The organism is Streptomyces sp. NBRC 110611, assembly GCF_001590865.1.
Classification (GTDB): Bacteria; Actinomycetota; Actinomycetes; order Streptomycetales; family Streptomycetaceae; genus Streptomyces.
On sequence record NZ_BBUY01000004.1, the window covers coordinates 278,825 to 303,957 of the forward strand.

19 protein-coding genes and 2 pseudogenes are annotated in these 25,133 nt (G+C 69.8%); 8 read left to right on the forward strand and 13 right to left on the reverse strand.

Translation table 11 applies throughout. The annotated features are described in order from the left end of the window. Positions 1-9: 9 nt before the first annotated feature. From AZE13_RS12115 to AZE13_RS12130, 4 genes are read right to left on the reverse strand one after another with little or no spacing between them, the layout of a single operon-like run. Positions 10-1,320: an aminotransferase class III-fold pyridoxal phosphate-dependent enzyme gene (locus tag AZE13_RS12115; RefSeq protein WP_066930019.1), complete on the reverse strand. Its 1,311-nt coding sequence runs from the start codon at positions 1,318-1,320 to the stop codon at positions 10-12. Between the two features lie 26 nt (positions 1,321-1,346). After that, complete coding sequence (locus AZE13_RS12120; RefSeq protein WP_066930021.1) at positions 1,347-2,447, reverse strand: hypothetical protein; 1,101 nt, start codon at positions 2,445-2,447, stop codon at positions 1,347-1,349. Positions 2,448-2,497: 50 nt separating this feature from the next. Beyond that, positions 2,498-3,673 (reverse strand): glycosyltransferase family 4 protein, encoded by a 1,176-nt coding sequence (locus AZE13_RS12125; RefSeq protein ID WP_066930023.1) that lies wholly within the window; start codon positions 3,671-3,673, stop codon positions 2,498-2,500. Next, complete coding sequence (locus tag AZE13_RS12130; protein ID WP_147264647.1) at positions 3,670-4,869, reverse strand: DegT/DnrJ/EryC1/StrS family aminotransferase; 1,200 nt, start codon at positions 4,867-4,869, stop codon at positions 3,670-3,672. The genes AZE13_RS12125 and AZE13_RS12130 overlap by 4 nt, the downstream gene beginning before the upstream one ends. 492 nt (positions 4,870-5,361) lie before the next feature. Here AZE13_RS12130 and wecB point away from each other — a divergent pair, with 492 nt between their 5' ends. Continuing rightward, positions 5,362-6,516, forward strand: a complete 1,155-nt coding sequence (gene wecB / locus AZE13_RS12135) for a non-hydrolyzing UDP-N-acetylglucosamine 2-epimerase (RefSeq protein WP_066930027.1) — start codon at positions 5,362-5,364, stop codon at positions 6,514-6,516. A gap of 104 nt (positions 6,517-6,620) precedes the next feature. After that, complete coding sequence (locus AZE13_RS12140) at positions 6,621-7,565, forward strand: TIGR03560 family F420-dependent LLM class oxidoreductase (RefSeq protein ID WP_066930029.1); 945 nt, start codon at positions 6,621-6,623, stop codon at positions 7,563-7,565. Positions 7,566-7,799: 234 nt separating this feature from the next. Here AZE13_RS12140 and AZE13_RS12145 read toward each other — a convergent pair whose 3' ends face one another. The 8 genes from AZE13_RS12145 to AZE13_RS12180 form a co-directional block, all read right to left on the reverse strand. Continuing rightward, positions 7,800-8,363 (reverse strand): hypothetical protein, encoded by a 564-nt coding sequence (locus AZE13_RS12145; RefSeq protein WP_066930031.1) that lies wholly within the window; start codon positions 8,361-8,363, stop codon positions 7,800-7,802. 17 nt (positions 8,364-8,380) lie between these two features. Next, entirely contained in the window at positions 8,381-9,532 is a 1,152-nt protein-coding gene (locus AZE13_RS12150; RefSeq protein ID WP_066930033.1) for an NAD(P)/FAD-dependent oxidoreductase, read from the reverse strand. Between the two features lie 346 nt (positions 9,533-9,878). After that, complete coding sequence (locus tag AZE13_RS12155; RefSeq protein WP_066930035.1) at positions 9,879-10,670, reverse strand: ABC transporter permease; 792 nt, start codon at positions 10,668-10,670, stop codon at positions 9,879-9,881. After that, positions 10,667-11,440 carry an ABC transporter permease gene (locus AZE13_RS12160; RefSeq protein ID WP_066930037.1) on the reverse strand — a complete coding sequence of 258 codons (774 nt, stop codon included), beginning with the start codon at positions 11,438-11,440 and terminating at the stop codon, positions 10,667-10,669. The genes AZE13_RS12155 and AZE13_RS12160 overlap by 4 nt, the downstream gene beginning before the upstream one ends. Beyond that, positions 11,437-12,426, reverse strand: coding sequence for an ABC transporter ATP-binding protein (locus AZE13_RS12165; RefSeq protein WP_066930039.1), 990 nt, complete (start codon positions 12,424-12,426; stop codon positions 11,437-11,439). Before AZE13_RS12165 ends, AZE13_RS12160 begins: the two co-directional genes overlap by 4 nt. A 434-nt stretch (positions 12,427-12,860) precedes the next feature. After that, complete coding sequence (locus tag AZE13_RS12170; protein WP_258527755.1) at positions 12,861-14,198, reverse strand: NAD(P)-binding protein; 1,338 nt, start codon at positions 14,196-14,198, stop codon at positions 12,861-12,863. A 230-nt stretch (positions 14,199-14,428) separates the two neighbouring features. Then, positions 14,429-14,923: a transcriptional regulator gene (locus AZE13_RS12175; protein WP_066930043.1), complete on the reverse strand. Its 495-nt coding sequence runs from the start codon at positions 14,921-14,923 to the stop codon at positions 14,429-14,431. 171 nt (positions 14,924-15,094) lie between these two features. Next, positions 15,095-15,958, reverse strand: a complete 864-nt coding sequence (locus AZE13_RS12180) for a ParB/RepB/Spo0J family partition protein (protein ID WP_258527756.1) — start codon at positions 15,956-15,958, stop codon at positions 15,095-15,097. Between the two features lie 944 nt (positions 15,959-16,902). Here AZE13_RS12180 and AZE13_RS12185 point away from each other — a divergent pair. The 4 genes and pseudogenes from AZE13_RS12185 to AZE13_RS12205 all read left to right on the forward strand — a co-directional run bounded on the left by AZE13_RS12185 (position 16,903) and on the right by AZE13_RS12205 (position 22,538). Further along, entirely contained in the window at positions 16,903-18,093 is a 1,191-nt protein-coding gene (locus tag AZE13_RS12185) for a hypothetical protein (RefSeq protein WP_066930046.1), read from the forward strand. Positions 18,094-18,151: 58 nt separating this feature from the next. Further along, a pseudogene (locus AZE13_RS38000) lies at positions 18,152-19,323 on the forward strand (DUF3326 domain-containing protein). A 40-nt stretch (positions 19,324-19,363) separates the two neighbouring features. Next, positions 19,364-20,887, forward strand: a pseudogene (locus AZE13_RS12200) (phytoene desaturase family protein). Between the two features lie 112 nt (positions 20,888-20,999). Continuing rightward, positions 21,000-22,538 (forward strand): hypothetical protein, encoded by a 1,539-nt coding sequence (locus AZE13_RS12205; RefSeq protein WP_066930052.1) that lies wholly within the window; start codon positions 21,000-21,002, stop codon positions 22,536-22,538. A gap of 112 nt (positions 22,539-22,650) precedes the next feature. Here AZE13_RS12205 and AZE13_RS12210 read toward each other — a convergent pair whose 3' ends face one another. Further along, complete coding sequence (locus tag AZE13_RS12210) at positions 22,651-23,415, reverse strand: GNAT family N-acetyltransferase (protein WP_066930054.1); 765 nt, start codon at positions 23,413-23,415, stop codon at positions 22,651-22,653. Between the two features lie 383 nt (positions 23,416-23,798). Between AZE13_RS12210 and AZE13_RS12215 the strand changes: the two genes are divergently transcribed. Then, positions 23,799-24,701, forward strand: a complete 903-nt coding sequence (locus AZE13_RS12215) for a hypothetical protein (RefSeq protein WP_147264648.1) — start codon at positions 23,799-23,801, stop codon at positions 24,699-24,701. 121 nt (positions 24,702-24,822) lie between these two features. Further along, on the forward strand, positions 24,823-25,005 hold the full coding sequence (locus AZE13_RS36310; protein ID WP_147264649.1) for a hypothetical protein: 183 nt from the start codon (positions 24,823-24,825) through the stop codon (positions 25,003-25,005). Positions 25,006-25,133 lie beyond the last annotated feature (128 nt).

Here is a 25,133-nt window from a genome sequence, read left to right on the forward strand (position 1 = left end):
TGGTGCCTTTCAGCGGTGGGAACGGACTTCGGAACGGGCGGACACCCGCTCCAGGGAACGGCGCAGGCCGTGTGCCAGGAAGTCGACTTCGGACGGGGAGGAGTTCAGCGGGGGAGCGACGATCAGTCCCTCGCCCGTGCCGTCGGCGTGGAATCCGTTGAAGGGGTACAGCAGCAGCCGCTCGTCGCGGGTGGCCGCGAGGGCGGCGGCCTGCGTGCCCGGCTCCAGCTCCAGGGCGTGGAAGTAGCCCACTCCGCGGGTCTCCCGCACCACGGGCAGTCCCTCCACCGCCCGCACGGCGGCGGTGACGTCCTCGCCCCGGACGTGAGCGGGGTCCAGCGCGCCCATCTCGCCGAGCACGTCGAGTACCGCGAGCCCCGCCGCGGCCTGAAGGGGAGTCGCCGACATGGTGCCCATCAGGGGCAACGGCCTGGGGGCGCTGAGGAGTTGGTCCACGCCGGCGGGGTTCACGAGCACCGCCGACAGAGGCACGTATCCGGCGGACAGGCCCTTGGAGAGCACCACGATGTCCGCCGCGGCGTCCGGGCAGTGGTCCGCGCCGAGCGGCAGGCCGGTCCGTCCCAGACCGGTCAGGACCTCGTCGTGGATGACCAGCACACCGAGGTCGTGGCAGGCCCGGCGCAGCGCCGCCAGGTAGCCCGGAGGCGGGATGAGGGCACCGCCCGTCGTGCCGTTGACCGGTTCGATGAGCACGGCCGCGACGGACTCGGTCCCCAGGCGGTCGATGGCCTCGACCACGGCGTCGGCGCAGTCGGCCCGGCACCGGTCGTAGCGGCAGTTGTGGTGGTGTCCCGGGTAGGGCGGGTCGAAAGCGGGCGCCAGGCCCAGGGCGTCGTCGGGGTGCGGGCGTCGTCGGCGGTGTCCGGAGAGTCCCAGGGTCAGCGCGCTGTTGCCGTGGTAGCCGAGCCGGGCGGTGAGGATGCGATGCCTGCCGTCCTGGCCGCGCGAGCGCTGGATGAGCCGGGCGTAGGAGATGGCCAGCTCCACCGCGGAGGTTCCGGAGCAGGAGAGGCTGACTCCGTCCCCCGGCCGGTTGACGGCTTCCGTCAGCCGTACGGCCAACTCTTCCTGCAGGGACGGGAGCAGGGATCCGGGGGAGGCGAAGGTGGCGGTGCGTGCTTGGCGGGCGATCCGTTCGACCACGTGCGGGTGGGCGTGGCCGATGTTGACGCACACCAGGCCGCTGGCGGCGTCCAGCAGACGGTCGCCGTCGGCGGTGTGGATCCACGCTCCCGCCGCATGGCTGTAATCGATCGGCGGCAGTGGCTGACGTGCCGACAACAGGACCGAGTCACTCATATCGTGAGCCTTTCGCAGTGGCGCGACTAGATCAGTTCGTGCCAGGCCAGACCGGCCTTGCCGCCGCACAGGCGCAGGGCCTGGCAGGCGAACATGGAGGCCCAGCAGTTGCGGTGCGGTTCCGCGGCCTGGGGCCAGTAGAGGACCGCCGCCTCGCCGTCACCTGTGTGGAGACTGCTGGTCAGCGTCGAGACCGCCGCGTCGAAGCCGTCGGGCCGCAGATCCAGCAGCCGGGCCAGGCGGATCGCCTGAGCCAGCACATCGGACTGCATCCGGTCGGCGGCGGGGCCGCCCGCACGGTAGGCGTAGGTGGTGAAACCGCCCTCGGCGAGCTGCTGTTGCCACACCCACTCGGTGATCCGGACCGCGCGTTCCCGGGCCTCCGGGCGGCGGCGGGCCGTGTCCCAGACCCACAGGCCCTCGGCGGCGTAGCACGCGGCGTGCAGGCTGATCAGATCGCTGCCGGGGCAGGTCACGACGGGTGCCCCGGCGGGTGGGCAGGGTGCGGCGAGCACGCCGTCCACCAGTCGCCCGGCGGCTTCGGCAGCTCCGGGGACGCCCGCGTCGTCCGCGCCGACCAGCGCTTGCAGCAGCTTGAGCAGGTGAGCACTTCCGGAGTTCGACCATGTCGGCTCGGCTCCGGCGGGCCGCTGCCCGGATGTCAAGGGGGAGGGGTGCCCGTCGGCCGGCAGGTGGCCGAGCAGGAACTGTGCCGCGGTGCGTCCCGAGGCGAGCAGTCGCTGGTCACCGGTGCGCCGGCCGTAGGACAGCAGACCGTGGGTGATCATGCCGATGTCGAAGAGGAAGACTCCGCCGTCGCCGTGATCGGGGCGGCATGCGTAGTCTCCGGCGTCGATACGGTCGGCCAGCCACGAGGCTGCCGCGTCCGCCCGCTGCCGCTCGGGCGCGTCCAGCGTCTCGTGAGCGAAGAAGGTCAGGATGTACCCGGTGATTTCCGGATACGGATAGGAAAGGCGGCCGTCGGGCGCCCGCCATCCGCAGTAGGCGCCGTCGGACTGCTGGGTTCCGCCGCCTCGGAGCCAGGCGGACAGTTCCTCCGCCAACTGGCCCGCGCGTTCGGGGAGTACCTGCGGCACCTGCTGGGCCAGGGCGTGTTGTGAGCTCATATCCCGCTCTTCGGTCTCGGGGGCTGACTGATGCGCTGCGTATCGGCCGGTCACCGCTGGGCACACGCGGCTTCGTAGGCACGTTCGTGCCCGGCGGCGACCGCCGCGGACGAGAAGCGGCGCTCCGCTTCGGCGTGCGCGGCCGTCACGAGGTCTTCCAGGTCCGAGGTGACGACCCGCTCCATGTGCTGGACCAGTGACGCGACATCGCGCGCCGGGTAAAGGAACCCGGTGCGTCCGTGGTCGATGACCTCGTCGTGGCCCTCGACATCCGAGGTGATCACGGGACGCCGGCCGGCCATCCCTTCCACGAGGGCGATGCCGAACCCCTCGTGGGAGGAGGGCAGTACCACCGCGTCGGCGCCGGAGAACACCGTCGGCATGTCGTGCCAGGAGAGTCCCTGTTCCCAGATCACCCGGTCCGCGACGCCGAGTTCGTCCGCCAGGGCCCGTAGCTTCTCGGCGTACGAGTCGAGCGTGCGCGCGGTCGGGGTGGTCAGGACCAGGCGGGTCCGCGGATGCCTCGTGACCAGCTGGGCCAGCGCGGTCACCGCGTCCTCGATGCACTTGCGTGGCACAGGCCGTGCGGGGATCAGAAAGACCGTCTCGTCGTCGGCGACGCCGTGCCGGGTGCGCCATCGGGCGCGGGCGGCGCCGTCGTCACGGAACCGTCCGAGGTCGGTGCCGAACTCCACGACGTGGATGTCCCGGTCCGGGAAGCCGGCGTCGAGTGCCCAGCGCCGGTACGCCTGGGAGCCGCACACCATCACATCGGCCCGGAGGTTGTCGACGAGCCCGCGTTGCAGGGAACGCTCCAGCGGGTAGTCGCCCCAGAGGTCGAAGACCCGCTGCCCCGGCATATGGGTCTCGAACAGCGAGACGGCCAGCTTGGCGCGGATCGTCGGCCGGAGCCAGCTGGTCAGGAGCGCCGGCACGTAGTTGAAGACATGGATGACGTCGGCGTCGCTGGTGGTGAAAACGGAGTGCAGGCTCGCCACCGCCGCCTTGGCGTCCAGCCGCTGGCAGGCGTCCATCAGCCCGGTGAGCTCGCGGAGGCGTACCGCCCCCTCGCGGTAGAGCCGGCGCTCCGGGCCGTCGGGGACGGCTTCGGTGGCCACCGTCACTTCGTGGCCACGGGCCACCAGTCCCTCGGCGAGCTGGTGGAGGTGTGTCTCGCCGCCGCCGACGATGGGGGGATACTTCTCCGCCACGAGCAGGATCTTCACGACAGCGCCTCCAGAGCTCCGCGCAGCGCCTTGAGGGCTGCGGCACAGTCGGTCGCGGGCGGGCAGCCCAGCAGCAGCCCGCGCCTGGCCAGCGTGGGCGTGTGGACGTACGGCTCGTGGAGGACCGTGGTCACACCGTCGAAGCAGGGCTGATGCGGCTGGGAGGCGCCGAGGAAGCCGCGTGGGTCGATGCCGTGGTCCAGGAACACGTCGACGGCGCGGGTGAGCGGAAGGCCCTCCGGAAGGAGGACCGCCACCGCGAAGGGGGAGGCGCCCGGCGCGACCGGGTCTCCCAGCACCGTCCACCCGAACTCCCGTAGAACGACGGAGAGTTCCCCGGCCAGCCGTCGCCGCTGCTGGGCGAGCTCCGCGTGGCGCGTGAGCTGCACACGGCCGAACGCGGCCTGGAAGTCGGTGATTTTGGCGTTGTACCCTAACCTGAGGTGGATATACCGCTCTTCCGGAGCCAGCGGACGGTCGGCAACTGGGTATGCGAAGCGACCGAGTTGGTAGTCCGGGTTGCGGCCGAACATGCGGAGGCTGCGCAGAACGGACTCGACCTCCTTGGCGTGGCTGGCCGCCACACCGCCCTCGCCCATCGTGAGGTGATGGCCGGGGTAGAAGCTGAAGGTCGCCACGTCGGCGGCGGAGCCCACCGGGGTGGACCCGTCGGCGGCCCCCAGCGATTCGCAGCAGTCCTCGATGACGAAGACGCCATGGCGCCGCTTGATCTCGGCGAGGCGGTCCATGGGAAGCGCCTGACCGAGGGTGTGCGGCAGCAGAACGCCGCGTGCGCCGTGTTCGATGACGGCCTGCTCGACCAGGTCGAGGTCGACGTTGACGTCACCGGCGGCCACATCGACGAACACGGGTACCAGGCCGAGTTGGACCACGGGACTGACCGCGCTGACGAAGGTCGCGCCGGACACGACGACCCGGTCACCCCGCTCGGCCCGGCCGAGTTCGAGCATGGCCGCGACGGCCAGTAGATTCGCGGTGCTGCCGGACGTCACCGCGAGTGCGTGCGCAAAGCCGAAGGCTTCAGCGAATTCGGCCTCGAATTCCCTGGTGATTGCCCCCGTGGCCAAGTCCCCGGAACGGAGGGCGGCTACGACGGCCGTAACCTCGCGTTCGTCATAAACAGGACGGCCGAACGAGAGAAGCGCATCGCCTCCGGCAGCCGGAACGATTTGCATGGCATGGTTCACACGGGCCCCCGATCTCCCTTTTCCGAGATGGTTCCTGCACACACACGGATACGGGGTGCAGGTCGGACAGTCGTGACAGACTTGAGAAAGAACGTGCCGTTCGTAAATCGCTCGCCGACTGATATCGACTCGGGTACTCCAGCCGGACTGCGCCGCACGCTAGCACAGCGAACAGATCGTCGCGCAAGGGCGACGGATCGAGGCATCCGGAGTTCGTTGACCGGACACTGCGGGTGTGTAAGGCTCACCAGATCGCAACCTGCCTGCCACGGCAGGAAAAGGCAGGCGCAGGTCGGCGCAACTATTCGCCGTATCGCGCCCATTGCCCGTTCGATTCGCCCTGTTGGTCAAGAGGAATCAGCCGCGTTTCGGGGGAGTCCAAGGGCATTGTCGGCAGGTCTTTTCAGGTCGAAGTCAGTGAACTGAGAACCGACTTCCCCGTTCAGTTCTTCGCTGTTCGGCGCCCGAGAGAAGGAACACATGGCCCTGCGCGTGGGGATCGTTTACGGAACTCGCCCCGAAGCCATCAAACTCGCGCCGCTGGTGCTCGCGCTCGACGCCGACCCCGGCTTCGAGCCCGTCGTCATCACCACCGGCCAGCACCGGGACATGCTCGACGAGATCAACGAGCTCTTTGACCTCCGCCCGCAGCACAACCTCGACATCATGCGTCCCGGCCAGCGGCTCAGCACCATGGCGAGCCGCATCATCCACGAACTGGGGGAGCCGCTGCGCGACGAACTCGTCGATATCGCCGTGGTACAGGGAGACACCACCACCGCGTTCGCCGCCGCTTACGCCGCGGCATGCGAGCGCATCCCCGTCGCCCATGTCGAGGCCGGCCTGCGCACCGGAGAGAGATTCGAGCCGTTCCCCGAGGAGATCAACCGGCGCCTGATCACCCAACTCGCCGATCTGCACTTCGCCCCGACCGCTGACGCCGCGGGAAACCTGCTCGCCGAAGGGGTGCGTTCCGACGATGTGTACGTCACCGGAAACACGGTGATCGACGCCCTGCACCTCGTGTTGGACCGTCCCGACGACGCCATGAATCGCGAGCTCGGCGCTTTCGCCGACGGTCACCCGACCATCCTCTTGACCATGCACCGCAGGGAGTCCTGGGGGACCCCCATGGCCCGGGTCGCCGCCGCCGTGGCGGAACTGTGCCGCGCCCGGCCCGCGCTGCGTTTCGTCATCCCGCTCCACCCCAATCCGGAAGTCCGCCGGGTTTTCCAGACCCACCTCTCCTCCCTCACACAGGTGTTGCTCTGTGAGCCGCTGCGCTATTCCGAGTTCATCAAGCTGATGCACCGATCCGTGCTGGTCCTGACCGACAGCGGCGGGGTGCAGGAAGAGGCACCGACGCTGGGGACGCCCGTGCTGGTGCTGCGGGACCGCACGGAGCGCCCCGAGGGCGTCGCCGCGGGCTGCGCCCGGCTGGTGGGCACCGATCCGGCGCTCATCGTCAAAGAGGTCGGCCGACTGCTCGACGACCCCCAGGCGTACGAGGCGATGCGGCGTCCGGGCACCGTCTGCTACGGGGGTGGGGACGCCGCGGCGCGGTGCCTGGAGGCACTGCGCGAGCGCCGGCTTCCCGCTGCCCACGAGTCGGCCGGACTCCGGACGTGCCGGTGAGGGACCCTGGCCTGGCCTGGCCTGGCCTGGCCTGGCACGGCACGGCCCGCCCGCACCCACCCACCCACCGTCCCGGACCCGCCACGAGGAAAGGCAAGGACGTCATGACGCTCCGTCTGCTCGTCGAACCCCAGCAGGGCACCACCTACGACGCAGTGAGCACCTTCGCGCAACGGGCCGAGAGCCTCGGCTTCGAGGCCCTCATGACCAGCGACCACCTGGTCCGCATCGGCGACGGATCCCCTGGCCCCGGGCCACTGCACGCCTGGACCCTGCTGGCCGGACTGGCCCGGGACACGCACCGCATCAGGCTGGGCTCGATGATGTCCGCCGTCACGTTCCACCACGCGCCCGTCCTCGCGTTGATGGCCGCCCAGGTGGACGCGATGAGCGGCGGCCGTCTCGAACTGGGGGTGGGAGCGGCCTGGTACGAACGCGAGCACCAGGCGTACGGCACCCCCTTTCCCTCCGTCACGGAGCGGTTCTCCCGGCTCGAGGAGACGCTGGAGGTGATCCGGCGACTGTGGACGGCCGACCCTGGAGCGGACGTCTCCTACCAGGGGCGGCATATCCGCCTCGATCGTTGTCCGGCGCTGCCCGGGCCGTATCAGACGCCGCACCCGCCGCTCCTGGTCGGCGGTCTGGGAAAGCGGTGGACGCCCCGTCTCGCGGCGCGGTACGCCGATGAGTTCAACGCTCCGTTCACCACCCCCGAGCAGGTACGGGCGGCCGCCCGGCGGGTGGCGGCGGCCAGTGAGGAGGCCGGACGCGAGCCCGGGGAGATCACGGTGTCCGCGTCGGTCGTCCTGTGCCCCGGAAGCGACCAGGCCACGGTGGCGCGACGGGTGGCGGACACCGGTGAGCCCGCGACGGAGATCGCCGGCTTCGGCGCCGTGGGGTCGCCGGAGCGCGTGGCCGAGGTCCTGCGCAGCTACCGGGACGCGGGTGCCGGCCGCTGTTACGCGCAGATCAACAACCCCCTCGACCTGGAACTGCTCGACGAGCTGGCCGAGGTCGCCGAACTGGCGGGCCTGCACCTCCCCGGCTGACCGGCGACTCCCCTCGGCACCGCACACGACGGCTTCGCCCCGGCCCCTCTCCGCGACGCCCGAGCGATCGGGAGCCGCGGAGAGGAGCCGGGGCGAAGTGCGCCGGGGCGAAGCACGCCGGGGCGCAGCGCGTCGGGGAAGGCGCCGCGACCACGTTGCGAGGCGACGGGGGCGCCACCGCGCATCCCGCCACCGGGCAGTCATGGCGCCCGGGCCGGCCAGGAGGGCCTGACCTCAGTCCGACTCCCGGATACCCAGGACGTGCGCCGCCGGACCGGTCGGTTCGGACGGCGGCGTGAGGACCAGGCTCTGGAAGAACAGCCAGGAGACAGTGGCCGGCGGCGGCTCGGGAAACAGCGCTGTCGGTGCGAAGAGTCGGTCGGTCACCGTCTCCGCCAGCCAGTCGGGCAGGAACAGCCGGCGGCTCTCCGGAGCGTAGAACGCCGCGGGAATACCCGGCATCGTCGTGACGGTCAGATCGTCGATGCACCCCTCGGCCAAGGACGCCGCGTACATCAGCAGATCACGTTCGAGCGCGGCCAGCAGGGCGGCTTCGGCGACCTGCCCCGCGGGCACGGAGTCCGGCTTCCGGTCCCAGAGGGGAGGAGCCGGCGCCGGTGCCCCGCCGTCGTCCTCGGCGTACCGGCGCCGGATGCCGGCCAGAATCGGTCCCGGAATGCGCACCTGGCGGCGGGTGGCCCAGTGCTCGACCTCGTCGAGGCGGTTGCTGCTCCAGTCGAGGAGGGCCGTCGTCTCGTCCGCGTACGGCCGCGCTGCATGAATGGTGAAGGAACTCACAGAAACCTCCGGACCCCTCAGTACTTGGTGGCGAATCGGGTGTGCGGGCGCAGCGGACGCCCGTAGCGGAAGCGGTCCAGGCTCAGACCGGGGGCCTCGTCGTCGACCAGTGCCGCCACGAGCCGGCCCGTGACAGGGGTCAGCAGCACCCCATTGCGGTGATGTCCCGTCGCCACCACGATCCTGGGGTCGTCGGCCCGGGCGAGGATGGGCAGTTCGTCCGAGGTCATGGGGCGGAAGCCGCTCCACATCTCGTCGATGCGCCACTCCGCCGCCTCGGGGACGACGGCGCACAGCCGGCCGAGGACGGCGCCGACCACGCCGGCCGTGTTGTCCGCCTCCGGTCGCAGGTACTCCTCGCTCGTGCCCACGATGTATTCGCCGGGTGACCGCGAGACGATCGACCCGCATCCACCGCTGGGCATGAACACCACGCTGCGCAGGAGTCCGGGCGGGCCGGCCAGCCGTACGATCTGGCCCTTCACCGGGCAGACGGGGATGTCCAGGCCGAAGGCGCGGCCCACCTGCCCGCTCCACGATCCCGCTGCGATGACCACCTGGTCGGCGACGACCGTGTCCCCCTCGCCCGTGGTCAGGCGCAGCCGGTCCTGGTCGTCACCGACCCCGGCCAGGCCACCGCCGAGCATCTGACTGCCCTCCTCGGACACCCACTCCGTCATCGCCGAGAGCAAGGCCCGCGGATTGACCACCGCCTCGCCCTTGATACGGATGGCTCCGCGGAAGGCCCGGGGGGACAGGTGCGGCTCCACGTCGCAGACCTCCGCGGCGCTGAGCCACCTGTTCTCGATGCCGTACTTGTCCATCCACTCCGTGCGGGACTGGAGGCTTTCCGGGCGTTCCGCGAGGTCCAGCAGCGTGAAGTCGGTGGAGCGGTATCCGACCGACTCGGGAGCGAAGCCGAAGGCGGACAGGAAATGGGGGTAGTAGTCGAGCCCCTCGTGCAGTAACTCGTAGAACTCCTCCGGCATCCAGGGGTCGTACTCGCACGCCGGGGTGAGCATGCCCGCGGCCGCGGTGGACGCGCGACCCTGCGTCGTCCCACCGATGACCGCGACGGACAGATACCTGCGACGCAGATGAAGGGCGGTCGACATGCCGATCAGACCATCGCCCACCACTGCCACGTCCACACGGATGTTGCGGCTCATCGGGCTGCCTTCCTTTCAGGGGAGTGCTGGTCGGACGGAGATACCACGGGGAATGGCCGCAATGACGATTTCGTCGAGTGCGGGCTCGATAATGGCGGGCCCGGCGGCAGGGTTCAGGAACTTTGCCGCCCTGCCCGGGAATAGATAATCACCGAAGAGGTGAGCCCATCTGGGCGCGGCAATTTCCCGGCGAACAGTGGAACCATCACGTTCGGCGAACCATTCATGATGCTTCCATGGAGAGGACTCTTGGCGAGAGTACACCGCATTCCTCTAGCTCGGGAATCACCCTTGAGGAGAAAACCGGCTGAGAGCGTGCGGCGAAATCCATAGGACGGCGGACGGTTCACGAGGTGAAGCTGAGTGACCCGTCCCGCCGGCCCTTGCCTGCGATACGTTCGAAGAACACCAGCGTCAGCGCCGCCCACAAACCTGCGACGCAGACTTCGAGCCCCAGTTGGCCGACGACATCGGAGAACGGGCCGGCGGCCGCCAGGGTACGCATGGCGGTGAGTCCGTGCGAAAGGGGCAGCACCTCGGTGACCCACTCGATCGGCGCGGGCCAGAACGACCGCGGAACGTTCGCACCGCAGAAGGTCATCAGGAGCGTGAAGCCGAAGTTGAGGTACAGCCAGCGGAACTTGTGATGGCGCAGCGAACACGCGGCCAGGAACGTCCCGTACGCATAGGCGCTGATCCCGATCAGTGCCAGGCACGGCAGGGCGAACACCGCGGCCCGCCAGTTCCAGTCGGGCCGGAACAGCCCCCACACCAGCGCGAAGACCAGGGCGGAACTGCCCAGCCCGGCCACCACCCAGTGCAGACCGCGACCGAGGTACACCAGCCCCATGTTCGTGGGCGAGACGATGAGCATGGGGTAGGTCCCCTGGAATCGCTCCAGCGTCGCCGTGGTGATCACAAGCGTGGCTTCGATCGCGATCACCGTCACCGCGTTGCCCAACAGGACGTACTCGGCGGTGATCCGGTCGCCGGCCATCTTGCCCACCAGGCCGAAGAAGACCACCTGGCTGACCAGGCGCAGCAGCCATCCCGTCAGCCAGGTCCGGAGGGTGTACACATGCTTGAACTCGGCGATGCCCACGAAGGCGGCCTGGCCGATGACCTGCTTCACCGTCATGCCAGGCTCACCATCCCGGTGCGCCGCGCACGGTCCGCGGCCTTGCGGATGAGGACGATGCCGAGGAGCAGCGCGACGGCGCCCAGGCCCGCGACCGCCCCCAGGCGCGGCACCACATCATGGACTTCGTCACCGGACAGACTGTCCCGCAACAGGTCGGCGGACCAGGACAGGAAGACCACCCGCCCCACGGGCTGGATCCAGTCCGGCAGCACGGAGAGCGGAAACACCACGCCGCCGAGGATGTAGAAGGGGTAGCTCAGCGCGTTCTGGTAGATCGTCGTGTCGCGACTGATCACGAAGAACGTCGCCAGCATCGTCGCCGTGCAGGCGGTGGCGAGCAACGTCACGATCAGAGCGGCCAGCGCGATACCGGGGTGCCGCACGGACAGGTGGGCCCCGAAGCCCGCGGTGGCCACCAGCCAGGACTCCAGCAGGGTGACGGCGCCGATCAGCATCACCGGCAGGATGCGTCCACAGACCACCAGGGCGAAGGCCCGCGGCGCCGCGAGGACGAGATCCAGGGTGGACATCCACCGTTCGTTCTGGATGACGCCGCCGGCGACGTCCACCGCCACGAACCAGATGCCGAACAGACCGGTGCCGACGACGGCGTTGGCCACGAGGTCGTCGCGGTCGTTGTACCGCACGATGGACAGGAAGATCACGGACATCACCGGCGCCGTGATGATGATCGACATGTGCTCGGGAGCCCGCATGCTGGTGTTCCACTGCACCTTGGCCGCGGCCGCCATGACACGCACGCTCATACGGTCAGCCCCCGGTTCCCCACGAGGTGGACGTAGACCTCTTCCAATGTGGGCCGCCCCGTCCGCAGGGTGTCCACGCCCGCGTCCAGCAACCAGCGCAGTACGACGGGATTGGCCTCGGCCGAGGTGGTGTGGATCCGTGCGGTTCCCGGTTCCGGCAGCTTGTCGACCCGCTCCACCTGGGACAGGCCGGCGAGTTCGGCCAGCAGATGCGTCTGGTCCTCCCGCAGGGTGATGTCGATGCGGTCGTGTCCGGAGAGCATCCGTCCGATAGTGCCGGTCGGCTCGGTCACGAGAACTGTTCCGTGGTCGATGAGGGACACCCGGTCGCACAGGGCCTCCGCCTCGGACATGTCATGAGTGGTGATCAAGATGGTGCGACCCTCGGCCTTCAGCTCGTGGACCAGGTCCCGGAAGTCACGGGTGGCGAGGGGGTCCATGCCCATGGTGGGCTCGTCGAGGAACAGGACGGCCGGGTCACCGATCAGGCCCCGCGCCAGGTGCAGCCGCTGTCGCATGCCGCGGGAGAAGCCCTCCACGGGCTCATCGGCCCGGTCGGCGAGCCCCACCCGTTCCAGCAGTTCCTGGCTGCGTCGCTTCACCACACTCGCGTCGACGCGGTACATCGTCGCCCAGAACGCCAGGTTCTGGCGGGCGGTGATCCGGGTGTAGAGGCCGTGATCGCCGCCGAAGACGATCCCGATGCGGCGGCGGACCCGGTCGGCCTCCGCCGTCACATCGTGTCCGGCGACCAGCGCCCGGCCGGAGGTCGGCAGGAGCATGGTGCTGAGAATCTTGACGAGGGTGGTCTTGCCCGCCCCGTTGGGCCCCAGGATGCCGTGGGTCTCGCCCTCGGGTACGGAAAGGTCCACGCCGTCCAGCGCGACGGTACGGCTGTTGCGCGCCGCCGATCCGCCCTGCTTGTCGCGTTTCGCCTTCCGCCCCCGTTTGACGAAGACTCGGCCGAGGCCGGTGACCTCGATCATGCGCTTGGCTCCTTGCTCGGTGTCAGTGGTGGGCCTTTCGCTCATCAGCGGTCCGCACCGGGGGCCCGCACAGCCTGGGCCGTCGTGACCTGGGTGCCGTCCGGCAGACGGCGTCGAGCGCAACGCCTGCTTCCCACACGGGTGGTCGGGGGCGCCTCGAGATCCGCCGGCCCTTGGCGGTTCCGCGGTCACCGGAGGCTCGGCCGGGGCTGCGGCATACCCGGCATCGCTCCCGCACGGGGCGTGCCGGAGGACTCGGCCTTCGGGTCAGATGGCCGATGAAGTGCGGTTCCTGTGATCGTCGCCGACCCTACCGGCCCAACTCATGGTGTGCCAGGGCGATGTGACGCCATGGGAACGTGCGGCAAGGCGGCCCGGTCGGCGCCCCGCCGCCCGGCCATCGGCGTGCTCCGGAAGCGCGGCACCGCATGGCGTCAGCGCATGCGCTGGACGACGTACCGCGCCAGAGCCAGTGTGGTGAGGCTCGGGTTGGCCGCCCCCGCCCGGGGGAAGAGGCACGGTCCGGCGACGGCCACCTCAGGGGCCTCCCGCAGCTGTCCGTTGACGTCCACGTGCTCCCCGTCCAGCGGCAGGCCTCCGCTCTCGTGATCGAGCTCCCCGATCGTCGCGTCGTAGCTCACGGCGGTGCCCGGTTCCGCCTCGGCCCGGGCCAGGGCTTCGTCGAACGAGACGTACTCCTCGCGGAAGCGCGTGGTGAGCCCCGTGCGCCTGGCCAGTTCTCCCAGCAGATGGCGCTGGTCCCGGCGTACCGCGTCGAGAGCGGCACGGGCGGCCGGCTCCAGGGTCACGCTCGTCGCGTCGCCGGCCAGGACGGTGGACGTCGCCTCCGGCGGTTGCTCCCCCATGGCCCAGGCGTCCAGGAGGACCCCCTCGCCGTGCCGTTGGCGTTCGACGATCAGATTGGAGCGGGACGGCGCGTCGAACCCCGCGTACACCGATGACTCCATCGCCTCATGCCGACCGTGGGAGTCCACGACGAGCATCCCGCAAGCCACGTGATCGACAAGGGAGTACCGCCGCGGTTCCCGGCCGCGGCCGTGCAGCAGACCGTCGACCAGCTCGATGTTGCCGACGGTGCCCGCGCACAGGACGACGTGCCGAGCAGCGAGTGCGGGCCCGTCACCGTCGTCGAGGACCAGCGAGTAGCCGCCGGGCCGCTTCCGCACGGCACTGACGCGATGCCCCGCGAGGATGCGCTCCGACGGCAGGTCGGTGACCGGGGAGTACGCCTCCCAACGCCCCTGCCCCAACGTCCTTATCGCCCGGGGAGTCGGCACCGCCGGGTATCCGAGCCCGGCCAGTTCCTTCACCATCTCCGCCTCTGTCGTGGTGCGGGCCTGCGTCAGCTGGATTCCGCCGCACCACGTCCGCAGGGCCGCCTCGATGTGCGCATAGAGCCCCGGATCGTCGCCGGTTCCCAGCAATGCGCGCCGTACCTCATCCGGCCACTCGCGCAATACGTCGTCCTCGACCCGCAGACAGATCCCGCGCCAGTACAGGCTCCGCCCGCCGACGCGGCGCCGGTACCCGGATAACGGGCCGTACAGCGCGCCGGGTTGTGCGAGGAATGGGGCGAAGGACGGATCCTGCGCCGGGTCGGCCAGGTGAGCGGAGTCCTCGTCCGCGGCGATGTGCGCGCGTCCTCGGTGTGGGCCCGCCTCCAGCAACTTGTAGTCGCGACCGGCCAGTTCCAGTTCCGCGGCGACCGCCGCCCCTGCCATGCCGGCCCCGATTACCGCCGTATCCAGCAAAGTTCAGCCCCTTTTCCGTGTGGAAAGACATTCTTGATGTGCCGCTGTTGCGCGTCGCGCCATTGCGCCATTGCGCCGCTGCGCCGTAGCGCTGTTGCGCTCACGCCCGCCGCCCGCCCGCGCCACTCGTGTTCAACCAGGGAATTTCCCGGGTTGAACACCGCCGTCCGTGACGGAATCACGGGGCCGCTCTGCCGCCCGGCGGTATGGCAGGTCAACCTCGTGCGGCGTCAGCCGTGTTCTGCGGCGTCACCCTTCGGGCCCGGTGTCATCGCGGCATCTCCGACGCTGGACAGGCCCTGTACCCTGCGCGCCTCATCCACCATGATGAGCAGCGCATCCAGGTTGGCCGCGGAGAGTCCTTCCGCGCGCAGCGCGAGATTGCGGACCTTGGCGTCGCGCGGTTCCCCGGCCGGCGCGAGTTCGGAGCCGACACGGTCGGCCACTTCGTCGTGGAGGAAGTACTCCGGGGGTACTCCGAAGAATTCTGCCAGAACATCGAGTTGATCAAGCGTGACATTGCTCTTCTTCCCCGTTGCGAGTTCCCACAGGTACGTCCCTGAGATCGTCCCTCCTGTGGCTTCCCGAACTTCTCGGGCCAGCCGGGCGTATCCGGGACGCGTATACCCGTCGGGATAGAGGGCGGAAATCAGCTGGTTGAGGCGCTGGCCGAATCTTCGCGGTAGCGCGCCGTCGCCTCGACGGGGGGCTGGAATTCTGGTCATCCCCGCACCTACTCGCAGTCGGCGGTCGGCCACACGTGACGGCTGACCGGTACGGACAAGGTTGGTGCCGAATTCCTACCGCCATTCTTCCTGGTTTACAAGAGAGGTCGTAAGGGAAGCGTCGAGAACCGGTTCGGCGTCACCGCGAAGCCCCGTTCCCCTTCGCATATGTCACGCACTGGCCTGTCCGCGCTGTTCCAGTTGTGCGGCGAATTCCTGCCAGACGCCCGAACAGCCCCGCGCCAGTTCCGCGATGGCTGCCGTACAGTGCATCGGCACGCTGTTCAGCAGCCGCTCCCACTCCTCGCCCTCCACTGCCTGGACCTCCAGCCAACGCAGCAGGGCGCGCCCGACCTCGTTGCACCGCAGTGAAGGATCCTGGCGCAGTTTCCGCAGCATGACGCGCCGGCTCTGCTCCATGACCTTCGGATCGGCCGTACCGCGCCGGCTGCCCGGCGCCGTGCCTCCGGCCGGTGACGGCGGGCCGGCCGTCCGCCGCCCGGCCGGTACCGGGTCCTGGCCACTGTGGATCCGCCGGCGCACATCGGAGGCGGTGCCCAGCGACACCCCTGCCGCACGGGCGATCTGACGCAGCGGCGCATCCGGGTGCTCGGCCAGCAATTCGCCGGCCAGCCTGCGTCCTTGGGCACCGTCGAGAGGCCGGACCCGTCCGTCCCGGCCGATCCGGGCGTCCACCTGGGGCACGCCCTCGGTGGACCGGCGCAGCGCCGCGATCGTCTTCGCGTCCAGCCCCGTGACCTCGCTGATCGCCTGGTTCGACCACTGGGCATGGGAACGGATGATGCGTTTGGCGGCCGCTGCGCGCTCCTCCACGGAGAGCGGGAGTCCGTGGGCGATGTTGGACCTGACCGCGAGGGGGAAGCAATCCTGTTCCGCCCCGTCGAAGAACCGCACCTCGATCTCGGTCTCACCGCGGAGTACGGCTGCCCGCAGCCGGTGCATGCCGTCGATGACGCGCATGGTCGAGCGCTGCACGACGATGGGCGGCAGCCGCGCTCCGGATTCGGCCAGCAAGCGCGTGTGCTCGACGTTCTCTCCGGTGATACGGGGAGAGTCGGCAGGTAGGAGCGACCTGATGTCTATCCGAGTGGTCCCTCGCCCGACAGCGAGACCGCTGCTCTCGGTCCCGGATGCCGACTCGGATGCAGAAACGTTTCGGTGGCTGTTCTTCGCAGGCGAATCGGCGTGAACTGTCTCGATCACTGGGCAGCCTCTCGGTCAACGATCTCGTTGTTGCCAGATCCATCGCGACGAAGCGGAACAGAGCCTCCTCGAGCCGACCCGAGTCGCTCTCCGCTCAATCGGCCATCAGGTTCACGCACCCTACGTTGCGCAACAACTGCCCCGTCAACAACAGCGAATGACAGCGAGCAAGATCAGCCAAGGTGCGAGATCGGCCATTCCCGACGGCAACCGGAAGCGTGTCGTTGGTGTGCTTCCTCGGCTGGTGGTTGTGGGTGGCAACAGGTGTGAACTGCGATGTTGACGTCTTGTGAGAGGCACGTGAACGGCCCTGACGGGACAGGTGTAGGCGCGGGTCGCAGGGCTGGGTGGCCGAATGGGCAAGGGGCGCGTTTATTGCAGGTTTCACCCAGTCAAGGCCCGCACCCCAGGACTCCTACGAGTGCCGCATCAAGGAGGGAATGCCCCGGCGCCAGACCGTCCGAGTGGGGGGAAGGGTGTGGGCGCCCTCAGCGCCGCATGAGAGGAAACCACTCCTCCTTCCCCTGCTCCCGTGGAGGTCCCCGTTGTGGATTCGAGCGAGGCGGAGGTGGTGACTGCCGCCGGTACGGCGGTCTTGGTACGGGGAGGGGTGGGCTTCGTGACGGTTCACCACGACGAACCGGGTGCTGCGGGGCAGCAGCCGCGGGCGGTGCAGGTGTGATCCGCGTCGGGGTGAGTGAGGAGGAGCGCGTCGAAGACATCAATCGGTGTCTTGACAGTGTCTGATTCCGCACATGGACAGTGTGGATACTCCGGCGCTCGTCTACGTCGATGATGTGTTGGAGGCCAGCCTCACGGAGTATCGGGATTTCCTCGACCCTCTCGGTGTTGAGCTGTTGTATTCCGCCAAGCCCTGCACATTCGACTTCGTCGTGCGTGCCTGTGCGCGCCGCACCGCCGGGATCGACGTCAGCTCGCCCGGCGAAGCGAGACTGGTCCGCGAGTGGGCCGGCCCCTCGGTTCCGATGCACTGCACCAGCCCCGGCCTGACTGCCCGCAACTGGAAGGCCATTACCAGGCTGGCCGACTACATCAACGTCAATTCCCTGCCCATGCTCAGGTGGGCACACCGCGCCACTGCGGACGCCGGTACCTCGATCGGCCTGCGGGTGAACACCGGCCACTCGGCGTCCAAGGACGTGCGGTACGACCCGGCGCGCCCCGGGGCGAAGCTCGGTGTTCCGCCGCAGGCGTTCGAGGCATGGGTGGCTGAGGGGCGCGGTCCGGCCATCGGCGGTCTGCACTTCCACATCGGCTGTGAAGCGTCCGACTACGCCGCCGCGGCGGCCAGTGTGGAGTGGCTGGCGCGGGTGGCCGCCCGGCCCCTGTCCCGCCTGAACTACGTCAATGTCGGCGGGGGGTGGCTACGGCCTGCGATCATGCGGGGTGCCGAGGACTTCCGGGCCGCGGTCAACAGACTCCGCGCCTGCGGCGTACCACGCATCTTCACCGAACCGGGCACCAAAATCATCGGCGAAGCCGGTGCCCTGGCAGCCCGGGTCATCGATCTGTTCGACGCAGGGGCCGGGATGGTCGCGGTGCTCGACGCCCACACCGGGCAGGCGCCGGAGACGGTCGAGTACGGCTGGGCCCCCGACCTGTACGCGCCGGGAAACGAGGCCACCGGCGAAGTCACCGGCGAGGCCACCGGCGAGGGCACCTGCGCGTACGAACTCGTGGGCTGCACACCGCATGTGGGGGACGTCTTCGGCCGGTATCGCTTCCGCCGTCCCCTGGAGATCGGGCAGCCACTGTTCTTCCACCGCCTGGGCGCCTACGCCCAGGCCCGCGCCACCCAGTTCACCGGGGTGCCACTGCCGTCCGTCTTCCGGATCACCGACTCCGGAGCCCTGGTGCTCGTGAAAGAAGCCGAGTTCGCCGACTACCGCACGCTATGGAGCACCGATGCCGACGATCGAGCATGACATCATCGACGTCCCGAAGCCGCAGGGGTCCCTGACCTGGCCCACGGTCACCGACCTCATGGCCCCGCACTACCCGTCGGAGACGGTGCCGGTCCGCCTCGCCCTCACCGGCCAGGCCGATGGTCAGCTGACCTTTGAGGTGACCGGCATACGCGGAGCCGATCCCGCCGCCCAGAAGTGGGGTCCGCTGTGGGACTTCCGGCCGCGCCGTCCGGAGCGGACCGGGCGCTTCGTCGTGGTACATGTGGTGCCCACCGGGATCCGCGCGGAGATCGGCGGATTCGCCGGCGATGCCACACCGGCCACCAATCTGCTGGCCGGCACGTGTGACTACCTGCTGACGCACCCCAACGTCGTCACGGCCTCCGACCTGTACTGGTGCCGCGAGAACGTGCTGTACCTGGAGGGCAATCTGCTCAGCCGCTTCCTGCTCGGGCAGACCACCTGCGCCCCGCCCAGACACGGCGCCTCGGCGTGCTCGTCGACAAGCCCCACGCCCCCGAGTACCTCGACAACGTCCTGAACGCCATCCACGCCTGCCGCACCGTAGGCGGACTCACCATCGAGCAGGTGTGGGTCTCCGAGGAATCCCTGCGCGCCGAGGTCTTCTACAGTCCCTCCGGCCGGGCCCTGGGCAACATCGCCCGCATGGACCGGATCCTGGAGATCACCCGCGAAGCCGAGCACCAGGTCGACGCGCTGGCCATCACCAGCCAGACCGATGTCCGTCCGGACCTGCGCCGCGCCTACTACGCGGGCAAACCCGTCGCCAATCCCTGGGGCGGCGTGGAAGCCGTACTCACCCACGCCGTCACCACCATGACCGGCCTGCCCGCCGCACACGCGCCCATGCTCACCTCGCATGTCCATCTGGTGCCGCTCGACGGGGTGGTGGATCCCCGCGACGGGGCGGAAACCATCTCCACCAGCTTCCTCTGCTCGGTCCTGCGCGGACTGTCCGCGGCCCCCCCCAGCCCGGCCCCGCCGGCGCCCCCGCACTCCCCGGCGACAACCGGCTCACCCCCGAGGACATCGGCGCACTCGTGCTCCCGGCCGGCGCCGTCGGCGGCATCCCCGCGTTCGCCGCCCTCGCCCAGCGCATCCCCCTCACCCTGGTGCGCCCACCCGGCTCTCCTGTCGATGACGCCGTCGGACGGAGGGGATCCGGGGCATCCGGCTCCGCTCGGTCCGCTCCAGGGGAGCCGTCCCCGTCCTGGCGGCAGTACGTGAGCACCCGCGCCCCTGCTCCCCCCCCCAGCTTGGAGACCCCATGCACTCGCCCTCCTCCGCATCCCCCCGTTCCACAGCTGCCCGCCGCCTGGCCGACCCGTCGCGGCGGCCTGCCCGTTCCTCCTACGACGCCGTCATCGTCGGCGGCGGCCACAACGGCCTGGTGTCCGCCGCGTACCTCGCCCGCGCCGGCCTCGGCGTCCTCGTCCTGGAACGGCAGGACCACACCGGCGGTGCGGCCGTCTCGGCGCAGCCCTTCAGCGGTCACGACGCGCGGCTGTCCAGCTACTCCTACCTGGTCAGCCTGCTGCCGAAGAAGATCGTCAACGACCTCGGGCCGACGTTCCGCACGCGCCGGCGCCGCATCGCGTCCTACACACCGACCACCGTGGACGGCCGGGCCACCGGGCTTCTCGTGGAGGACGACGAGGCCCGAACCCGCGCGTCCTTCCGTGACCTCACCGGCTCCGACCGCGAGTTCGACGCCTGGCAGCGCTTCTACGGTATGACGCAGCACGTCGCCGAGCGAGTCTTCCCCACCCTCACCGCCCCGCTGCCCAGCCGCGCCGAACTGGAGCGCCTCGTCGACGACCGGGCGGCCTGGGAGGCGCTGTTCGGGCGCCCGTTGGGCGAGACGGTCGAGGCGACGTTCTCCCATGACCTGGTGCGGGGCGTAGTGCTGACGGACGCGCTGATGGGGGCCTTCACCCACGCCCACGACGAGACGCTGCTACAGAACCGCACCTACCTCCAGCACGTGATCGGCAACGGCACCGGGGACTGGAACGTGCCCGTCGGGGGGATGGGCGCGCTCACCGACGAACTCACGGACGCCGCCGTGGCCGCAGGCGCCGAAATCCTCGTCGGCCACGAGGTCGTACACATCGACACCGACGGTGCTCGCGCGGAAGTGCATTACCGATCGCAGGAGAATGAAGGGACGGTAGCCGCCGCCTGGGTCCTGGCAAACGTTGCCCCCACCACGCTTACCCGCCTCCTGGACGAGGAGCCCGACCCGGCACAATCAGCCCCGGAAGGCTCGCAGTTGAAGGTCAACATGCTGCTGCGCCGCCTGCCGGCCACGCCACCCTCCGAGATCTAGTGCCATTCGCTCACCGACCCCTCGGTCCTCGGACCGGATATGGCGGAACGCGGCTACCACACCCTCACTCTGTTCGCCCTGCACATGCCCGCCCGGCTCTTCGCGGGCGCGGGGGACACGGCGCGGGACGAGGCGCTGCGCGCCGTGCTGGCGCCACTGGACGCCTGCCTCGACGAGCCGATCGCGGACTGCCTGGCGACCGACGCCGACGGCCGCCCCTGTATCGAAGCCAGGACTCCGCCCGATCTGGAAGCCGAACTGGGTCTGCCCGGCGGCCATATCTACCACCGAGACCTGTCCTTCCCCTACGGCGGCGCAGATACCGGCCGGTGGGGCGTGGAGACCAGGTACCCCAACGTCCTGCTGTGCGGGGCCGGCGGCAAGCGCGGCGGCGGGGTCAGCGGCATCCCCGGCCACAACGCCGCCATGGCCCTCCTCGGCACCCCGCAACGACCGACGTGAGCACCGGGCACCGTACGCCCCCGGCCACCGGAGACCAGGTCGACCGACCCCGCCGGCGGACGGGCGGCCCTGTCCCGGTCTGCTGTCAGTGGCCAGTGTTACGTTCTGTGACATGACCGATCGCGCACTACGCCTGTTGCGGCAGGACCGCCGGCTGGCCGAACTGGCCGCCTTCCCCTTCGACTTCGACCTGGACCGCGCCGCCCACGGCCATGTCGAGGAGGTCCGCCTCGCCTCGGGCGGGCCGCTGGAGACGGTAGCGGGGGACGATACCGGCGGTACGTACTTCGTGTGCGCGGACGGCTCGATGCTCTACGCCGACTCGGAGGGCGCCGCGGGGATCATCGGCTCCAGTGTCGACGAGGCCCTGGAGCTGGTGATCGGCCTGCCCGGCTGGCGCGGCTACACACGTCTGTCGCCGGACGACGGCGAGGAGAAGATCCTGGCGTGCGTCGCGGAGACCGAGGACGAGATACGTGAGTGCTACGGAATCGACGAGGAGCGGGCCGAGCTCCGTGCGGCGCTGGGCTTCCCGAAGCGCTCCCCGGTCGAGCTGGTGGGCCGGCTGCGTGCCGCGCTGCTGCGCACCGAGCCGGAGTTCGTGCTGCTCAACGCGGATGAGGGGTGCGCGTACCACCGGATAGGCCCGGCCGGTCCCCCGCTGTGGGAGCCGGTGCTCGCGGCGGGCCGCGCCGATCTTGCCCGGCTGCGGGAGGGCGACCGTACGGCATGGCGTGACGTCGCCGAGGACCCGGTGCGGCGCCGGATCACCCTGCGGGCCGCACAGTTCGACCGCGCCGAGGGCGATCGGGAGCTGCTGCGGCATCTGCTGCGGCACGAGACACGGTCATCGATGACGGACGAACTGCGGCTCGCGGCCATGCTGGTGGGGCTGCACGGGGACACTCGAGATCTGCCGCTGCTGCTCGAGGTCCGGGAGACGGACTTCGACACGGCATGCGGCCTGAGCGGAATGCCGGAACCGGGCGCAAGCGCGGAGGAGTTGCAGCAGTGGGCGCGGGCGCTCGACGAGTCGATGTTCGGGACGGACCCGTCGGACGAGCCGGTCTCCACCTGGACCGACCTGGCGCGGGACCAGGGAATGACGGACCTCGCGCGGGCGACGCTGATCCGCGAACTCGACAACATCTACATGGACATCTACATGGACCAGAGCAGTCTCCGCCGCCCCGAGGCGTCCCACACCCTGGCCACGGCTCCGCTCAGCGGGCTCGCCCGGGACTTCGAGGAACTCGGCGACCTTTCCCAGGCGCTGCGCGCCCAGCGCCTGTACGCCGCCCTTCAGGCGACGGCGTGGGACCGGGCCTCGGCCCGGCGCACCCTGGCCCGCCTCGAGCGGGAGGCGGGCCGGCTGCCGCAGGCGGCGGACAGCCTGGCCGCCGTGCGCGACGCCCTGGCCACCCCGGGCGACGACTCACTACGCCACTGGCAGCAGGTCAACCTCGGCTGCTACATCGCAGAGGAGCACTACCAGCTCACCCTCGCCCTGGCCGACGCGGGCCGTCTCGAGGAGGCCCGTGCCCTCCTCATGGACGCCGACGCCATACGCGGCGAGCTCTCGGAGCACGCCGCGAACGGCGTCCGCGAGCTCGCCGAGAGGACCGCTGCGAGAGTGCGGGAGGCCAACTGAGGACGGGCACGGTGGCGGGCGGCCCGCCAGGAAGCCGTGGGTGCGGCGTGACGAGTCGCTGAGATCAGGATCGTTGTGAACGTGGGCAGGTGGCCTGTGGAGTTCGGGGTGTTCAGGGGGTGATGGCGTGTTCGGTGAACTGGCCGCAGGAGCGGAATCCCAGGCGGTGGTAGACGGGCTCGCCGTCGGTGGACGCCTGCAGTACCGCGATGTGGTGGTTCCGGTCCCGGGCCGTGTGGAGTGCGGCGAGTGTGAGGGCACGGCCGTAGCCACGTCGGCGGTGGGCGGCCAGGGTGCAGATGTTGTAGATCCCGGCAACCCCCGCGTGATGAAACACTTCGGCCGAGCAGACCGGGCGGCCGTCCACGTAGCCGACCAGGTAACGGGCCGGACAGTGCGCGGCGAGGGCCTGCGGGGCGGCCTGGGTGAAGAAGCGGCGGACGGTGTCAGCGGGCGGGGTCCAGTTCGCGGCGAGAACCGCCGCATAGTCGGCGAGCTGTTGGGGCGTGGCCACCGTCTGGATGTCCAGTCCTGGCGCGGCGGGCAGCGGCAGAGTGTCGTCCAGCTCGGCCCACATCGCCGTCTCGCGTTCGGATGCCGGCAGACCAGCTGCCGCCAGGCGGACGGTGAGGTCCGGTGGCCTCGAGGCGGGCCCCACCCACCAGGAGAAGCGGCGGCCGGTGCGGGCCAGTGTGCGGGCGGTCTCGGTGATACGCGCCGTAGCGGTGGCGACGGTGAAGCGAGCCGTGGCAACGATGTTGAAAGTGTCGTCGTCCAGGCCGCTGTCGGCGACCAGGAGGTCATCAGCTTCTGTAACGGTCGCACCGCCCATGCTCCGATGCAGGTGACAGGCGTGTTCCGCCAGATTCTGCTCCATCCTGTCCGTCAGGTCGGCGTCACTGAGAGAAGGGACATTCACGATGAATGATCCCAGCACGACCGGGCGCAGGTTGCACGTGATTTTGGATCGCTCGCCGACGGTGTCACGTCGGTGACCAGCGGATCGCGCCGGCAATCTTCGCGGAGGCGTGGCCGACGGTTCGCTGGTCGGCACAGGAACTGCGCCCTCTGGCCCTCGTGGCATGGAACGGAGGGCTCCCTGACGTGTACTCCGGGTAATGTGCACGCGGCACACTGAAGTTCCGCTCCGGCGGTGGTGGAACGGCGACCGCGGGGCGGCCTGTTCGGCTGCGTCGCCCACGAACCATCCCCACCGGTGTGCCCTGCTCCCGGTGTCCGGCGGCGACCACCCGCACCAGGGTGACGGCTGGACCATCGGCGCGCCCCACCACCGCGCCGGGCCGCGCCACCTTCACCGCGACGCCGAACCAGCCGTACGGCTGGATCCTGGCGGACTTCCTGTTCTCCGCCTTCCACCCGGCGGTGCCGATGGTTCCCAACGGCGGCACCGCCGAACGCGTCCTGACCACCCTGGTCAGCGTCGCCCAACCCCACCTGGACGTGCACGACCTGACTGCCAGGGAAACCGTGCGGCTGATGGGCAACCAGCCACCCGCTGCCCGACGTCGCCCTCGGCACCGACCACACCTTCGTCGCGACCAGCGACGGCACCCCTGCCCGGCGCTGCGACTGCTCGACCAACAGCGCATCATGTCCGTCCGCGGGAACCAGTGCGTGGAGTACGACCTGCGCGCGATGGCACCCGAGCCCGGCCAGCCGCTGACCGACGCGTGGCCCGGCCTGGTGAAGACCTTCATCGGCGCGCACCTGTATACCGGCTCGCTGTTCGAGCTGAGCCGCCTCGACCTGACGACCGGCGAGGTGGAACATGTCGCCGAGCAACTGATGCCCAGCCCCTCCGACCTGAACATCAGCCCCGACCAGCGGATGCTGCTGCGCAGGCTGAACTACGAACGGGCGGAACGGGCGGTCTGCCGCGACGTCCTCACCGGCGACATCATCGGCACGAGCGTGCGCCCGCTGTCGACGTCCTACGCGGGAATGGCGTTCAGCCCGGACGGCGCGACCTGCTCCTGCGCCTCCGACCGCACCGACGACGGCAAGCAGCTCGCGGTGGCCGTCGCAGGCTCGATGCACGAATCGACGGTCATCCCGATCGCCGACGGCCGGCCCGACCTGATGCGCGTCTACCTGATGGTCGTCTCTCGCGACGGCGCACGCGCCTTCATCGAGGCAGCCTAGAGTTCCGATAGCTCCGATCCGCAGGAGAACGTGATCCTGGAATGATCCTGGAAGTGGACCTCGTCGAACGCAAACAGGTTCGCGGCTTCGGGCTCGGCAATCCGTCGCCGGACACCGTGAGGTGGGAGGTGTCACCCGCACGGACACTGATCCACGTGCCACTCGGCTGCTGATCACCGATCCGCATACCCACCGGGTGCGGCACATGGTCCTGGAACTGGGGCGCAGCATCGGCTGGATCGTGTTCGACCGGACAGCCGACTACACCTACGTGGTCACCAGCGGCCCCCGGACATCGAGGTGATCGACCTGGCCACCCACGAGCAGATGGGCAGCTTCGAGCTTCGCCGCCGCGGCGACGGGCAGGCGAACGCCGCACCCAGGAGGGCAAGACGCGGCTTGAGATCCCGATGCCTCAGCGATATGCCGCCC